Here is a 15,478-nt window from a genome sequence, read left to right as displayed (position 1 = left end):
TCATCCTCTTCTTTTATTGTTTGTGACGCTTCGCCACACTGTTCATGTAATGTCCGGGAATCACCATCATAAAGACGAACGCCAATGCAAAAAACAGTATCTGGTCTATGCCGGGCATATAGAAACATCCCAACGAGAGCAAGGCTCCCAGCACTCCCCCTATCGTAACCACTTTCGTGTTCACAATCAGTCCCGTCAGGGCAGTTCCCATCCCCATCATCAGCAAAATGACAAACAGAATAGGAATCTTCCATACAAATATGGCGGTACACGATACCAAGAAAGCACCCAGTCCAAATACCGTCCACACATAATCCACAACACGGTCTATGTAGGTCTTCAACATTTTCCGAGCCTTCCGCTGACTCCACAACGTAGCAGGAAAGGCTATGACTGGAAGCAGGAACCATAGGAATTGCCAATTGTTATTGCCCGTTTCCTTCAATAGAAACCAAACCAGCAACGAGATAATTACCGTTACATATCCCCACAGCAAAAAAGGTGTCCCTGAATTTTCCGCCATTCTGTCCTTCGTGTTCTGTATCATCCGAGTGATGAGTTCTAAACTCTCTTTCTCATTCAATTTTCTTTCTTCCATTTTCCTGCCGCCTTATTTGTTGCTTCCTTTTAATACCCGCTTAAGTGCTATCTCCACCTGCTTCGTGTCGGCGCTCACCTCCACATCCGCTATCGCGCAATACTCAGATGGAATTCCGTCTTCCCTATCCAACTGATAATTGTTGTTTTCATCATGATAGACATAAAGCTTATATTTACCCACTGTCACATCTTTCAGTTCCAGTACCGCCTCCGTGCCCTTGGCATCTACCATACCATACTGCCCCTTGTCAGTGGCAATCATTATCTTTCCCACAGCAGAAGGTATGTTCATCACCTTCACTTTCAGAACATCTTGCGCAGACACCCCCAATGCAAATACACAAAGAAGAGCTGCCGCCATACTTCTACAAACAATCGTTTTCATAATCATTCTCTTTAAGTTATACATACCAAAATCACATTTCGGGTTCGAACTCCGATACAAAGATAAAAGGTTTATTTTATAAACCAAATTATTATATAAATTATTTTATTTATTTCTTAGCATCTCCTCCTTCCTTTACTACATACTATTCCAACCGCACCTAAAGAGTAGTGCCTAAAACAGCAAAAAGTAATTTCGGCCTTACTAAATAGTAATCGTCCAACAACCGTTCAATTATCGTCCAACATCTGTTTAATTATCGTCCAACAACTGTCGGACGATAATTAAACAAGCGTCGGACGATTACTATTTAGTAACGGAGATACTAAGCTTTCGAAAAGCAAGAAATAAAATCCTTCTAAAAAGCAAATTGTTCCATACCTATCCACATCTCTTGAAAAGCCAGCCTCCGCCACCCTTTTTCAATCCCTCAAAACCAGTACTTCATAGGCCACTTCGGTTATTTCGGCACTTCTACAGCATATTTTCCCCGAAAAGTTTTTGTAATCTCCAAGTAAATTGTATTTTTGTGTACAATTTTGGTGTAGTGATGACAGACGAAGAAAAGAAGCTATTAAGTACCTTTGAAGCCAGACTGCGGCATTTAATCTATCTGCACGATGAATTAAAACGCGAAAATGCTGAGCTAAAGCAACTTCTTGAAGCCAAAGAGGAGGAATACGGGAAGGTACAAGCTGAATACCGGGAACTGGAACTTAACTACACGAACCTAAAAACAGCTACGACAATCAGCCTTAACGGCAGTGACGTGAAAGAGACGAAACTGCGATTGTCCAAATTAGTGCGTGAAGTCGATAAATGCATCGCTTTGTTGAATGAATAAAGAGAAGAGGATGTATGAACGATAAGATAAAGATAAACCTGCAGATGGCAGGAGCCTCCTACCCTCTCACAATCAACCGTGAGGACGAGGAAATGGTAAGAGAAGCCGCCAAGCAGGTAGATATCAGGCTCAATGCGTATCGGGAGCATTATCAGAATGTGTCTCTAGAGAGAATTATAGCCATGGTGGCCTATCAGTTCGCTTTAGAAAACCTTCAGTTGAAGGACCGTAATGATACTGAACCCTATACCGCTAAAATAAAGGAACTGACAGAGGTATTGGAGACTTATTTCAAGGAACAATAAGCTACAATCCCTCCGTCGGGTCGGTAAAAGAGAGAAATTCGCGCACTGTACAAAAGTTTGCCCTTCATCAAAGCAAGCTTTTATGCAGTGCTTTTTTATTTATACACTAAAAACAAATTAATAAAATGACAGTAGTTACAATAGTATTATCCATTGCCTGCTTCATTGTCGGAGGGTTTGCCTCGTACTTGTTCTTCAAGCACGGGCTGAAAAACAAATACGACGGTATCCTGAGAGATGCGGAAGCGGAAGCGGAAGTGATTAAGAAGAATAAGTTGCTGGAAGTAAAGGAAAAATTCCTGAACAAGAAGGCGGACTTGGAAAAAGAAGTGGCCCAACGTAACCAAAAGATACAGCAGGCAGAAAACAAGCTGAAACAACGTGAATTGGTACTGAACCAACGCCAGGAAGAAATCCAGCGCAAGAAGATGGAAGCAGAAGCCGTGAAAGAAAATCTGGAAGCCCAGCTGTCCATCGTAGACAAGAAGAAAGAAGAACTGGAGCACATGCAGCGCCAGGAAATAGAAAAACTGGAAGCTATCTCCGGACTTTCTGCCGAAGAAGCCAAAGAGCGCATGGTAGAATCCCTAAAGGAAGAAGCCAAAACGCAGGCCCAGTCCTACATTAACGACATCATGGACGACGCCAAACTGACAGCAAGCAAAGAGGCCAAGCGCATCGTGATACAGAGCATCCAGCGCGTGGCTACGGAAACAGCCATTGAAAACTCAGTAACCGTATTCCACATCGAATCAGATGAAATCAAGGGACGTATCATCGGTCGCGAAGGCCGCAACATCCGCGCCCTGGAAGCTGCCACCGGTGTGGAAATTGTGGTAGACGATACTCCGGAAGCTATCGTATTGTCAGCTTTCGACCCGGTTCGCCGTGAGATTGCACGTCTGGCATTGCACCAGTTAGTAACAGACGGACGTATCCACCCAGCACGCATCGAAGAGGTAGTTGCCAAAGTACGCAAGCAGGTAGAAGAGGAAATCATCGAAACCGGTAAACGCACTACTATCGACCTGGGCATCCACGGTCTGCATCCGGAACTTATCCGCATTATCGGTAAGATGAAATACCGTTCTTCATACGGCCAGAACCTTTTGCAGCATGCACGCGAGACAGCCAATCTTTGCGCTGTGATGGCATCAGAGCTGGGACTCAACCCGAAGAAAGCAAAACGTGCCGGACTGCTGCATGATATAGGTAAGGTACCCGATGAGGAACCGGAATTGCCGCATGCACTCTATGGTATGAAGCTGGCAGAAAAGTTCAAGGAAAAGCCAGACATCTGCAACGCCATCGGTGCCCACCACGACGAAGTGGAAATGACCAGCCTGCTGGCCCCCATCGTACAAGTATGCGATGCCATTTCAGGAGCACGCCCGGGAGCACGCCGCGAAATTGTAGAAGCATACATCAAGCGCCTGAACGACCTTGAGCAACTGGCCATGTCCTATCCGGGAGTGACAAAGACATATGCCATCCAGGCAGGCCGTGAGTTGCGTGTCATTGTCGGTGCAGACAAGATTGACGACAAGCAGACGGAGAACCTTTCCGGTGAAATCGCCAAGAAGATTCAGGACGAAATGACTTATCCGGGTCAGGTGAAGATTACCGTTATCCGTGAGACACGTGCGGTGAGCTACGCAAAGTAACATCAGAAAAGAAAATAAATGCAGAAAAGGGTGAATTCGTATTCACCCTTTTCTTATTTTTGCACCACAACCATAACTTTACAAAATGAAAGATTATCAGTTTGAAGTTTGTGCCAACTCCGTAGAGAGTTGTATTGCCGCACAAGCCGGCGGAGCAGACCGGGTGGAACTATGCGCAGGCATCCCCGAGGGAGGAACAACCCCCTCATACGGCGATATCCTCATCGCACGGGAAGTATTGCAGCAGACCAAATTGCATATCATTGTCCGTCCCCGTGGAGGAGACTTCCTTTACTCCTCCACCGAACAGCGCATCATGCTGAAAGACATAGAGAATGCCCGCCGCCTAGGCGCTGACGGAGTCGTGTTCGGTTGCCTGACGGCAGAAGGAGATGTAGACATTCCATTGATGGAGCAGCTTATGAAAGCCTCACAAGGGATGTCCGTCACCTTCCACCGTGCTTTCGATGTATGCAGAAATCCACAAAAAGCAATAGAAGATATTATCGCATTAGGATGCAACCGCATCCTAACTTCCGGACAGCAATCTACAGCAGAGCAAGGCATTCCCCTTTTGAAAGAGCTCCAACAACAAGCATCAGGCCGAATCATTCTATTGGCAGGCTGTGGGGTGAATGAAGCCAACATAGCCCACATTGCCCGAGAAACCGGCATCCGCGAATTTCATTTCTCCGCCAGGGAAAATATCGAGAGCTCCATGCTCTATCATAATTCCGCCGTCTCTATGGGAGGAACGGTACATATTGATGAATATACACATACCGTCACTACTGCGGAGCGGGTAAAGCGTACAATCGGAGCATTATTAAAAGCCTCTCCCCTAGCCCCTCCCCCGTAGGGAGGAGGCGGGGGAAGAGGCCTATAAAAAAAGGATGTACTTTTCAGTACATCCTTTTTTATATCATAGGATAAATATTATTTCTTCACCGGAGAAGAGTATCTTGCATTCAGGCCATCCAGAATCTCACGAGTGATGTTGTAGACACTGTCTGCATAGAGCAGATTGTCAAAACCCGTATTGCTGATAATCATGCTGTAACCTTTTGTCTTATTGTACTCCTTCAAGAAAGCGTTGATAGAATCACGCAGTTGCAGGCTGTTCTTTTCATTCTCACTCATCAGTTCAGACTGCAGCTTGTTGCTCAGGTTCTGCAAATCCTGCTCCAACTTTGCGATGCGGTTGTATTCCTGCTGCGCTCTCTCCTGAGAAAGATAAGCGTTGTTCTGATACTTTGTCTGGAATTCCTGCTTCTGCTTCTCCAGTTCGCTGGCTTTCTGGTTCAATGTCAGACGGACATTCTCGCCCTTCTTCACCATAGCCTCATTCAAGTCTATGCAATAGTTGTATTTTGCCAAAAGCGTATCTATTTCAACATAAGCAATCTTCATTTCCGATAATCCGCCGGCTTGTGCAGGAGCGTTTGTTGTCTGTTTATCAGTATTGCCGGCACATTGAGCAAATAAAACGATCAGTGCGAGAGCTGCCAGACCGTTCATGAGGTAGTTTAATCTCTTCATAATTGATAAATATTGTTTTTTAAAATTAGTTCATACTATCGTTTAAGGCTTTTTCCAGTTCATCAATGGAAAAACGGGATTTGCGTTGTGCTTCTCTGTCCTGCGACTGCGCACAGCCGATACCTCTATCGCGCATTGCCTTATTGCCACTGACATGCCCGTTAGGGAACCTGCCGCCTTTCACAAAAAAGACCTTTACACCCAATAAAACAATGCAAATAGCAACTATTAACAGAGTTATCAATATTGTATCAAGCATTTCCATTAATTTTGTTACATGAAAATAGTGTTTTTACTATTTTTGTGGGTGCAAATATAGGGCTTTGGTTGGACTAACTCGCCTTTTTTACTCTAAAAAAAGAGAAAGGGGAATAAAATAGTCAATCAATTTAACCATATTTAGCAATAAGTGGTTAATTTAATGGAGAATTGATATTTGACAATTGATAATGAAGGCTGCATAAACACATGTAAGGCAGCCGCTAATTCAGATAATTATGGAAAAAAAAGACTTGAAACCGGCTGGTGTATTTCACTATTTTGAGGAAATCTGCCAAGTGCCGCGCCCTTCGAAGAAGGAAGAGAAAATCATTGCTTACTTAAAAGCATTCGGAGAAAAACATAAGTTGGAAACGAAGGTGGACGAAGCCGGAAACGTTCTGATAAAGAAACCCGCTACTCCGGGTATGGAAAACCGCAAGACTGTCGTACTTCAATCGCACATCGACATGGTATGTGAAAAGAACAACGACGTGAAGCACGACTTCCTGACCGACCCTATCGAAACCGAAATTGACGGTGAATGGCTGAAAGCCAAAGGTACAACCTTGGGAGCCGACAACGGCATCGGTGTAGCCACCGAACTGGCTATCCTTGCCGACGACAGCATCGAGCACGGTCCTATCGAATGCCTCTTCACCGTGGACGAGGAGACCGGACTGACCGGTGCCTTCGCCCTGAAAGAAGGCTTCATGAACGGAGACATTCTGTTGAACCTCGATTCCGAAGATGAAGGCGAGCTCTTCATCGGCTGTGCAGGCGGTATAGATTCCGTTGCCGAATTCACCTACCGGGAAGTGGACGTACCGGCAGGGTATTTCTGCTGCAAAGTGCAGGTAAAGGGGCTGAAAGGTGGACACTCCGGCGGCGACATACACCTGGGGCGCGGCAATGCCAACAAACTGTTGAACCGCTTCCTGAGCCAGGCATCCCAGAAGTACGACATGTACCTTTGCGAAATAGACGGTGGTAACCTGCGCAACGCCATTGCCCGCGAAGCACACGCGGTAATTGCCATACCCGATGCCGACAAGCATGCCCTGCGCACAGACTTGAATGTCTTTGCCGCCGAAGTGGAGGCAGAATATGCCGTCGTTGACCCGGACCTCCAATTCGTGCTTGAATCGGAAGCAGCCCGTCCCAAAGCCATTGACAAAGATACCGCCAAGCGCTTGCTGCAAACCATCTATGCCGCACCTCACGGTGTGTATGCCATGAGCCAAGACATTCCGGGGCTGGTGGAAACCTCCACCAATCTGGCCTCCGTAAAGATGAAATCCGGCCATATCATCCGTATCGAGACCAGCCAGCGCAGCTCTACCGCCTCCTCCAAACAAGACATTGCCAATATGGTGCGTACTGTATTCGAAATGGGTGGAGCAGCCGTATCTTTCGGCGACGGATATCCGGGCTGGAAGCCCAACCCGCATTCAGAAATCCTGGAAGTGGCTGTTGAGTCCTACAAACGTTTGTTCGGTGTAGATGCCAAGGTAAAAGCTATCCATGCAGGTTTGGAATGCGGACTGTTCCTTGACAAATACCCGGCACTGGACATGATTTCCTTCGGACCTACCCTGCAGGGTGTGCACTCTCCCGACGAACGGATGCTGATTCCTACCGTACAGAAGTTCTGGGACCATCTGCTGGATATACTGAAGCACATTCCGGTGAAATAAATATCCCGCGTTCCTTAAAGGGGAACGGGAATCGTTTGTATGAACGTTATCCATAAGATAGGAGTTATACTCTTCCTTCTCTGCCCGTACATCAGTCTGTACGGGCAAGAAGGAAAAGATACCCTCACGTTTCGGATAGTAAGCTACAATGTAGAAAACCTATTCGACTCCCGACATGACACACTAAAGAATGACTACGAGTTCCTGCCGGATGCCACCCGACATTGGAATTACTCTAAATACAGAAAGAAACTGGATAATATAGCCCGCGTCATCATCGCCACCGGAGGATGGACGCCGCCCGCCCTTGTTGCCTTGTGTGAGGTGGAGAATGACAGTGTGATGCGCGACCTTACCCGCTACTCTGCCTTGCGCGAAGCAGACTACCGGTATGTGATGACACAATCTCCCGACAAACGCGGCATCGACGTAGCGCTGTTGTATCAACGTAATCTTTTCAAACTGCTTTCCTATCAGAGCCTCCCCGTAGACAAGCCCCGGAAGAATAGCCGTCCCACACGGGACATTCTTCACGTCAGCGGATTGTTGCTGAACCGGGATACGCTTGATGTACTGGTAGCTCACTTCCCATCCCGTTCGGGAGGGGCAAGAGAGTCTGAACCTTACCGGCTACTGGCTGCCCGAAAGGTGAAGCATGCCATAGACAGCCTATACACGATACGCCGACATCCGCAAATTGTCCTTTTAGGGGATTTCAACGATTATCCGGAGAATAAATCGGTAAAGGAGGTGTTGGAGGCAGCAGCACCGTCAACATTGCAAGACTCTCTACGTCCACAAAAACTTTACCATCTACTGGCAGGAAAAGCCAAAACACGCAAGCACTTCGGCAGCTACAAGTATCAAGGAGAATGGGGACTACTGGACCACATCATCGTATCGGGTACGTTGCTGCAAGAACACGCACCGCTATATACAGAGGAAGCAAAGGCAGACGTATTCTGCCTGCCCTTCCTACTGACAAGAGACAAGAAATACGGAGGGCAGCAACCCTTCCGCACCTACTACGGGATGAAGTATCAAGGAGGATACAGCGACCACTTGCCTGTATATGCGGAGTTCCGGTTGATATATTAGTCGGAATACTGATACAGTTTCAAGTCAAACTTCTGTACCATCACCAGCAAGTGGTCGAAGATGTCGGACTGAATGCGCTCGTACTCTTTCCATACCTTGTTGCGAGAGAAGAAATATACCTGGATGGGTACCCCATACGTCGTGGGTTCCTTCTGGCTGATAATCAAGTCCATCTCCTGGTTCACCACCGGCAGGCTGCACAAATAGCGTTCGATGTAGATACGGTAGAGCTGCGCATTGGTTGGCACCTCTTCTTCTGCTGGCTGATAGTCGGCCATCAAGGGGACTTCCTTGCGGATATTATCCAGCATTTCCGGAGTGCAGAACTTCAGGGTAGTCATATCCAGAAAGATATTCTTGTTTACCCGTCGCCCGCCACTTTCCTGCATGCCGCGCCAGTTCTGAAAAGAGTTGTTCACCAGGGTATACGGTGGTACGGTCGAGATGGTTTCGTCCCAGTTGCGTATCTTGACCGTGTTCAGCGTAATCTCCTCTACAACTCCATTGGCAACGCCACCCGGCAGCGCTATCCAGTCCCCTATCCGCAACATGTCGTTGGCAGAGAGCTGCACGCCGGCCACAAACCCCAGAATGCTGTCCTTAAATACCAGCATCAGTACAGCTGCAGATGCGCCCAGACCGGCAAACAAGGTCATAGGAGACTTGCCTATCAGCACTGAAACCACTATGATACCTCCGATAAAAAACAGCAGCACTTGCAATACCTGCACGAAGCCTTTCAGCGGACGGTTCTTCTGCTTGTCCTTCATGTTATAAACATCGAGCAGTACCAGCAACAAGCCGTTAATAGTAAGCAGCACCGCCACAATGATATAGACAGCACACACCTTTTGTGAGAACTCAAGCATCTCCTTTCCACGCACAAAGGCCATGGGCAGCAGGTAGTAGATGAGGATTCCCGGCAGAATATGTATCAAATGGTGTATCACCCTGCGTTTCATCAGCAACGTATTCCACTGATGGGGAGAGCGTCGGGTATAATGCTTCATACCGCCAACGAAGATTGCCTGGCACAAATAGTCCAGCCCTATCGAAAGCCCCACCATCAGCAGTGCAATAATCGTCTCGTCAAACATATCGGCAAACTTCGGGTCTATCCCCCAACCTATCAAGATTTTATTCATCCATCCTCCTAAACTCATCATAAGCTCTCTTTTTTTTGAAATGTCTTGTTTGTATAACAATCCAAAGATAAAGATGTTTTCAGAGAACGGCAAGCATATACCCTTTTTTCATCAACGACTCAATCCTCACGCTCGGGTCGTTTTTTAGCGACCGCCGCAGATAGGACATCTGTACATTCAAGGCAAGGGAGTTGGCATACGAGGCAGTGCCCCACACAGCATCCAGCAACGTATCGCGACTGACAGTCTTATTCACATTCAGCGCAAGCAAGCGAAGGATATCGGCTTGACGGGAAGTAATCAGCACCTTACTATTTCCCGTACGAATCTCGTTCGTACTGTAATTGAATACGGAATGGCCGAAAGCATACATCTCATCCTCTGCCACGCCGGACAACTGCGAAGTGAAACGCTCGCGGATACGCGCCGTAAGCTCTTCCGGATAGAAAGGTTTGGCAAGATAATCGTTCGCCTTCAGTTGGAATCCTTGCAGGCGGTCAGCCTTGTCGCTGCGGTCGGAAAGAAAAAAGATGAGGACATGCTTGTCCGCCTCCCGGATTCGTTTTGCCACTTCAAAGCCATTGAGCCCGGGCATATTGATGTCAAGCAAGACAAGGTCCGGTTTGACAAGAGGAAACTGGTCGAGGGCGATAAGACCATTTCCGGCATAGGTCACTTCATAACCCTCTTTCTCCAGGAAGCGTTTCAGAAGCATGGAATACTTCAGGTCATCGTCAGCAAAAAGAATTTTCAGTGGTTTCATGAGTTGCTATTTATATTCTCGATATCCATCTGTGCAGATTATTGTGGAATGGTTATTTCCACCGTCGTCCCCCTCCCAATCTGACTGGTCAGAAAGACGGTTCCCCTATGAGCCTCAACCAACAACTTGACATAACTCAACCCCAAACCGATGCCCGGCAAGGAACGGTCAGGCAAGTTGCTGCTACGGTAAAACTTATCGAATACCCGTCCCTGCTCGGAAACAGGGATACCAATGCCGTCATCGGAAACTTTCAATGTGAGCTCGTGGCCATGCAGGCGGCATTCTACCCGGATACTGACGGAGCTTCCCGAATATTTCACGGCATTTTCCATCAGATTACTGATGATATTTGCCATGTGCACGGGGTCGGCCGTAACCAGCAGGTTGTCCGTGAAATGTGTCTCGAAAGATACTTGTTTTCCTCCAGGAGCATGCTGCAGGCGTATCAACTTCTCCACAACCGGTTTCAAATCGAAAGTACTGAGGGAAAGTTGTGTCTGCTCATCGTCAGCACGGGTCATGTCGCGCAGCTTCCGGAGGTAGGCGGAAAGGTTGTCCAGCTCGGAAACGGAATCACGCACCACTTCATCCATGGCCTGCTCGTCGGTACGCATTGTTTTGTCATTGAGAAAAGAGACGCACATCTTCAAGGCCTGCACGGGACGTTTCAACTCGTGTATCATGGTGTTGACAAAGCTTTTCCGCAACTCGTCCACACGGTGCTGCTTCAAAATGGTCTTTATCTGGAACAGCAGACAGACAGACAGCAGAAGAATCAATACCAAGCTGCCCAGAAGTTGCCAGCCCATACGGAGCAAAAGAGTATGCGGCATCACCTGCACATCCACTTGTACCAACTCCCGCTTCAGCGGATTGTAAGGATAAACCAGACGGATGACCGGATGCAAATCACTCCCCAGCCGTTCTACGGTTTCCACCCATTGATAGAGGCTGTCGCGCGGCGTGACTAGTCCGGTAGTGAAAGACATGCCGTCCAGTTTAGTCGCCAGCACCGAATCGAAGCGCTGCAACGTAAAAGGGACATCTATCTGCAACTGATAAGCAACTATCGCCTCGCTGAAGCTCATGTTGAAAAGCAGCTTGTCTTCGCCATGTATCACAATCTTGTCCTTATAGACAATACTATCCTTCATTGCCGTGGATAGAACGGATTTATCTGCCATGGCCCCCACCACAAACGTACGCGTATAGCGCTCTTTGAGCTTGTTGGTCAATGAATCCCTATCCGTATGCATGTCCACATTGGTGTTGAAAAAGGATATATTAGGCTTGTTGAACACTTTCTTCGGCTGTTCACGCCGGATAGAGTCGTTCACTGCCACGGCATCCATGACAAGGCGGTGTATCTCTTCTTCATATTCCTCATTCTTATACTGATACTGGTTCCACAACCAATATCCCTGCCCTGCTACAAGTAGCAGCATGGATATCAGTGACAATGCCCATACTATTCTGATTCGTTTTTCCATCTCAGAGTCTGTTCTTCTTTTATACTATACAAAGGTAAGGGTTTCCTCCAATCAGAGGTACGCGCGAGGCGGCTATTCTCATTTGAGTAACATTTCAGTAATAACTTTCTCACTCCGGAAAGACAAATTCCGCATAGATTTGCGACGACAGGACACATGACACGTCCTCGAAACAGTAATTCCTAACAACGAAAAAGTATGAAAAAGCAGATTCTACTCACCGCCATGCTGTTGATAACCACCACAACCGCCTGCGCACAGTTTAACATCAAAATCGGCTCCGGCAAGACGTTCAGAAAAGATACCATAGACCAGACTGTACTCATGGTGCAGTATGAAGTGGACGGCTGTACGGACACACTGTCGGAAGAGCGTTTCCAGGAAACCATGATGTTGGAAATCGGCAAGAAATGCTCCAAGTTCTACAGTTACACAAAGTATGTGGGCGACTCGGTATTTGCTGCCGACATTGCCAATAACGCCTCGCAAGAAACGATGATTGAACACGCCAAACAGTTCGGAAAAAGCAAGCTGAACGAACAGACCTACAAGAGATACCCCGTAGGCAAAGTGACCACACTGGATGAAATTGCCGGAGACATTAACAGACTCCGGTGCGAGGAACCGGAAGAGTGCCCACAGTGGACGCTGCAGACAGACACGGCAACCATCCTCTCGTATCTCTGCCAAAAAGCAGAATGCGTGTTTAAGGGACGCAGATGGATTGTCTGGTACAGTCCGGAGATTTCCTCCAGCGAAGGGCCGTGGAAGCTGTTCGGACTGCCCGGACTGATACTGAAAGCAGAAGACAACAGGGGGCATTATCTCTTTACCTGCACCGGTATGGAGCAATGCCATTCCTACCGACCTATCCTCTTCAACGGAAAAGATTATGAACCCGTAAACCGCAAGGCGTACAACAAAATCCACGAAAGATACTATGCCGACCCGGTAGGATTCATTATGGGCAACACGCCTAACGTACGTATCACCATACGCGACAACCAGGGCAATGAAGCCAGGAAGCCGAAGAATATAGCCCACAATCCGCTGGAACTTGACTGATTCATCCCATCGAACTCCAATGGATATACACTTCAAGAAACTCTTGCTGCCAATCCTTGCCTTGTTTGCAATGACAGCGCATGCACAGTCTCTCAGTGGCTTGGTAACGGACGAAGAAACCGGACAACCGCTGGAAGCCATAATGATTAGTGTGCTGCGAAACGGCACCATGATAGATTACGCCCTGACCGATGCCCGGGGGAGATATTCCCTGCCATGGAAATACAACGGCAACCTGCAAGTCAGCGTATCACTGCTGGGCTATAGACGGGAAATACGCAACATATCGGCAGCAGGAACACTCCATATTCGTCTGCATCCCGAAGCCATTGCACTGAAAGAAGTCCAAATACGTCCCGGCCGCATTCATGGCAGGAAAGATACCGTAAGGTATAATCTGGCAGAGTTTGCCTCTTCCAAGGACATACACATCAAGGATGTTCTGAAAAAGCTCCCCGGTGTGGATATTGACGACAACGGGCAGGTGAAATATAAAGGTAAAGCCATCGACCACTATTTTGTGGAGGGTATGGACGTGACGGGTGGACGCTACAGCCAAATCAACAACAACCTCAGTGCCAAAGCCGTAAAATCGGCAGAAATTATGGAGAACTACCAATCGGTCAAGGCATTGAAAGGAAAACTCAGTTCGGATGAAATAGCCCTGAACCTGAAACTCGACCCACAGGCACGCGACCAATGGATTGTCAACGGTACCCTGGGTGCAGGCTGGAGCGATGGAACACAAGAAACGACCGGAACGGCACAAACGAAGAGGGACCAAGGAACGCTTCTTTGGGAAAACGCCGCCAATGCCCTCCAACTGGGTAAAGGCAAGCAAAGCATCTACGGCTACAAGAGCAACAACAACGGTACCGACCTTAGCCGTGAGCAACATATACTGACAAACAACACATCCCAACAGATTCCCCTGCACGGCTTTCTGGTACAACCGGGCATCAGCGCTCCCCTCGACAAGCAACGGCTGCTCTTCAACGAAACCCATACACTGAACGCCAACCGCATGTATAAATGGAACGACGAACGTTCCCTGCGCCTGCAAGCCGGATATACCCATAACCGGATTACCCAGCAACGGGGCAACTCGCAAGTCTACTACCAGCCCGATGACACCATACGCATGGATGAAGCCTACCACTACTGCCTGCAGAACGATGCCGCCCATATGGAAATGCACTATGAGGATAACAAGACCATCCACTATCTGTCGAACCGCTTCCTGGCAGAAAGTGAAACGAACCGCGGCACCTCCCACGAGTTGCAGCAAACGATGCGCACCTCCCAGTTTACGGCAAAGAATTTCTTCAGCCTTATCCGCAATGGAGAGAAAAGCACATGGAAGTTCAATTCTGCCACACAGTATGCCTATCTACCCTCCTCCTTGTCACTACACGACGGGAAAGACAAATTCATCCAGCACAGCCTTTACAACGACAATAAGGCCAGCCACCTAAGAAAACACAACGGTTTCACCCGGCAATACACCGCCGGTATAAAGGGCGAATGGGCATCGGTAAAGTACCATTCCACCCGAATGGAAACATTTGGCGCATCCAGTTTTTCTCCCTACCTCTCCTCCTACTTCCAATTGGAACAAGGCAAGTGGCAGGGAAGTCTGTCACTCCCTCTCAGCTATAAGCGCTACTTCTCGCAACAGCGTTCTTTTCTCTTTTTCAATCCGTCACTCTATCTGCGCTATCAGCCGGACTACCATTGGAAAATTTCCCTCTACGGCAGTTTACACCGCTCAGCAGGAGATGTCACAGACCTCTGCCCTTTTACCTATCGGACAGACTACCGTACCTGGAAAAACACTGACGGCCTCTTCCCCGTCAGTATACGCCAACAATACAACCTTTATGGAGAATACAAGAATACCGTGCAGGAATTTTTCGCCACCGCCACTTTGTCCTACCGGCATGTACACTACAACACCTTGAATGAACAGAGTATCTCTGAAAACCGCATTGTCCACACCCTTCGCCTACATTCCAACAGTACACAAAGTTGGTTCCTGCTCAGCACTCTCTCCAAGGGATTTTTCGACTGGAATCTGAAAACCTCACTTGACTTACAACTGAGCCGCAATACCGGCTGGCAGTTGACACAGGTTTCAGATACAGACGCCCTCACTCCACAAACGGAAACAGCCGGAAACGGCCCGCCTCAAAAATACCGTTATGACTATCTTAAGATGGAACCCAAACTGATATGGTCGCCCGCCGAAGCTTTCGAAGCCGAATATCATGCCACAATCAGCTATGGCGGCAGTAAAATAGGGAACGACGCGCACCTTGCTCCTCTACTGGACTTCGTACAGCGTATGCACCTCACATTCAGCATCGGGCACGTCGACCTCTGCCTTTCCGGAGAACATTACCGGAACGATTTAAACAGCGATACGCATCTCAACACACTGTTTGTAGACGCATCACTCATTTATAAGACAAGGAAATGGAGAGTGGAAGCCAGCCTCAGCAATCTGTTCAACAAGAAAGAGTATGCCTATACTACCTACTCGGCCACACAAAGCTATACTTCACGGTTGAATATCCGTCCACGGGAGGTTATGGTGACTGCTGGTTATCAGTTCTAAAGACT

Annotated in this window: 15 protein-coding genes; 8 read left to right on the top strand and 7 right to left on the bottom strand. The window is 47.9% G+C overall.

Translation table 11 applies throughout. The features are described 5' to 3' along the window. Positions 1-13: 13 nt before the first annotated feature. Entirely contained in the window at positions 14-598 is a 585-nt protein-coding gene (locus DXD65_RS06325) for a hypothetical protein (RefSeq protein ID WP_005826414.1), read from the bottom strand. 12 nt (positions 599-610) lie between these two features. After that, the gene (locus DXD65_RS06320) at positions 611-985 is read right to left on the bottom strand and encodes a DUF2141 domain-containing protein (protein WP_034525507.1); all 375 of its coding nucleotides are present in this window, start codon (positions 983-985) and stop codon (positions 611-613) included. Positions 986-1,514: 529 nt separating this feature from the next. On the opposite strand from DXD65_RS06320, the gene DXD65_RS06310 reads away from it, so the two are divergent. The 4 genes from DXD65_RS06310 (at position 1,515) to DXD65_RS06295 (ending at position 4,657) form a co-directional block, all read left to right on the top strand. Continuing rightward, positions 1,515-1,829 carry a hypothetical protein gene (locus DXD65_RS06310; RefSeq protein WP_005835817.1) on the top strand — a complete coding sequence of 105 codons (315 nt, stop codon included), beginning with the start codon at positions 1,515-1,517 and terminating at the stop codon, positions 1,827-1,829. 14 nt (positions 1,830-1,843) lie between these two features. Next, the gene (locus DXD65_RS06305; protein ID WP_005826408.1) at positions 1,844-2,134 is read left to right on the top strand and encodes a cell division protein ZapA; all 291 of its coding nucleotides are present in this window, start codon (positions 1,844-1,846) and stop codon (positions 2,132-2,134) included. 125 nt (positions 2,135-2,259) lie between these two features. After that, positions 2,260-3,798 carry a ribonuclease Y gene (rny, locus tag DXD65_RS06300; RefSeq protein ID WP_005835816.1) on the top strand — a complete coding sequence of 513 codons (1,539 nt, stop codon included), beginning with the start codon at positions 2,260-2,262 and terminating at the stop codon, positions 3,796-3,798. An 85-nt stretch (positions 3,799-3,883) separates the two neighbouring features. After that, on the top strand, positions 3,884-4,657 hold the full coding sequence (locus DXD65_RS06295; protein WP_057256369.1) for a copper homeostasis protein CutC: 774 nt from the start codon (positions 3,884-3,886) through the stop codon (positions 4,655-4,657). A gap of 77 nt (positions 4,658-4,734) precedes the next feature. Here DXD65_RS06295 and DXD65_RS06290 read toward each other — a convergent pair whose 3' ends face one another. Continuing rightward, positions 4,735-5,337: an OmpH family outer membrane protein gene (locus tag DXD65_RS06290; protein ID WP_009036606.1), complete on the bottom strand. Its 603-nt coding sequence runs from the start codon at positions 5,335-5,337 to the stop codon at positions 4,735-4,737. 25 nt (positions 5,338-5,362) lie between these two features. Then, the gene (locus DXD65_RS06285; RefSeq protein ID WP_025832920.1) at positions 5,363-5,596 is read right to left on the bottom strand and encodes a hypothetical protein; all 234 of its coding nucleotides are present in this window, start codon (positions 5,594-5,596) and stop codon (positions 5,363-5,365) included. Positions 5,597-5,834: 238 nt separating this feature from the next. On the opposite strand from DXD65_RS06285, the gene DXD65_RS06280 reads away from it, so the two are divergent. Then, entirely contained in the window at positions 5,835-7,292 is a 1,458-nt protein-coding gene (locus tag DXD65_RS06280) for an aminoacyl-histidine dipeptidase (protein WP_057256368.1), read from the top strand. Between the two features lie 39 nt (positions 7,293-7,331). Beyond that, the gene (locus DXD65_RS06275; RefSeq protein WP_005826396.1) at positions 7,332-8,390 is read left to right on the top strand and encodes an endonuclease/exonuclease/phosphatase family protein; all 1,059 of its coding nucleotides are present in this window, start codon (positions 7,332-7,334) and stop codon (positions 8,388-8,390) included. Here the strand turns inward: DXD65_RS06275 and DXD65_RS06270 are convergent. The 3 genes from DXD65_RS06270 to DXD65_RS06260 are packed head-to-tail and all read right to left on the bottom strand — an operon-like array spanning position 8,387 to position 11,791. After that, on the bottom strand, positions 8,387-9,556 hold the full coding sequence (locus DXD65_RS06270; RefSeq protein WP_008663850.1) for a mechanosensitive ion channel family protein: 1,170 nt from the start codon (positions 9,554-9,556) through the stop codon (positions 8,387-8,389). The genes DXD65_RS06275 and DXD65_RS06270 overlap by 4 nt on opposite strands. 58 nt (positions 9,557-9,614) lie before the next feature. After that, positions 9,615-10,298, bottom strand: a complete 684-nt coding sequence (locus DXD65_RS06265; protein ID WP_005826392.1) for a response regulator transcription factor — start codon at positions 10,296-10,298, stop codon at positions 9,615-9,617. A gap of 38 nt (positions 10,299-10,336) precedes the next feature. Then, positions 10,337-11,791, bottom strand: a complete 1,455-nt coding sequence (locus DXD65_RS06260) for a sensor histidine kinase (RefSeq protein WP_035449511.1) — start codon at positions 11,789-11,791, stop codon at positions 10,337-10,339. Positions 11,792-11,989: 198 nt separating this feature from the next. On the opposite strand from DXD65_RS06260, the gene DXD65_RS06255 reads away from it, so the two are divergent. Then, positions 11,990-12,856, top strand: coding sequence for a GLPGLI family protein (locus DXD65_RS06255; RefSeq protein ID WP_008663855.1), 867 nt, complete (start codon positions 11,990-11,992; stop codon positions 12,854-12,856). Positions 12,857-12,875: 19 nt separating this feature from the next. Continuing rightward, positions 12,876-15,473, top strand: a complete 2,598-nt coding sequence (locus DXD65_RS06250; protein WP_117887430.1) for a carboxypeptidase-like regulatory domain-containing protein — start codon at positions 12,876-12,878, stop codon at positions 15,471-15,473. Positions 15,474-15,478: the final 5 nt, after the last annotated feature.

Source organism: Bacteroides sp. 4_1_36, assembly GCF_003466325.1.
GTDB classification, from domain to species: Bacteria; Bacteroidota; Bacteroidia; order Bacteroidales; family Bacteroidaceae; genus Bacteroides; species Bacteroides uniformis.
The sequence above is the reverse complement of the archived record's forward strand: the minus strand, read 5'-3'. Positions and strand labels throughout refer to the sequence as shown.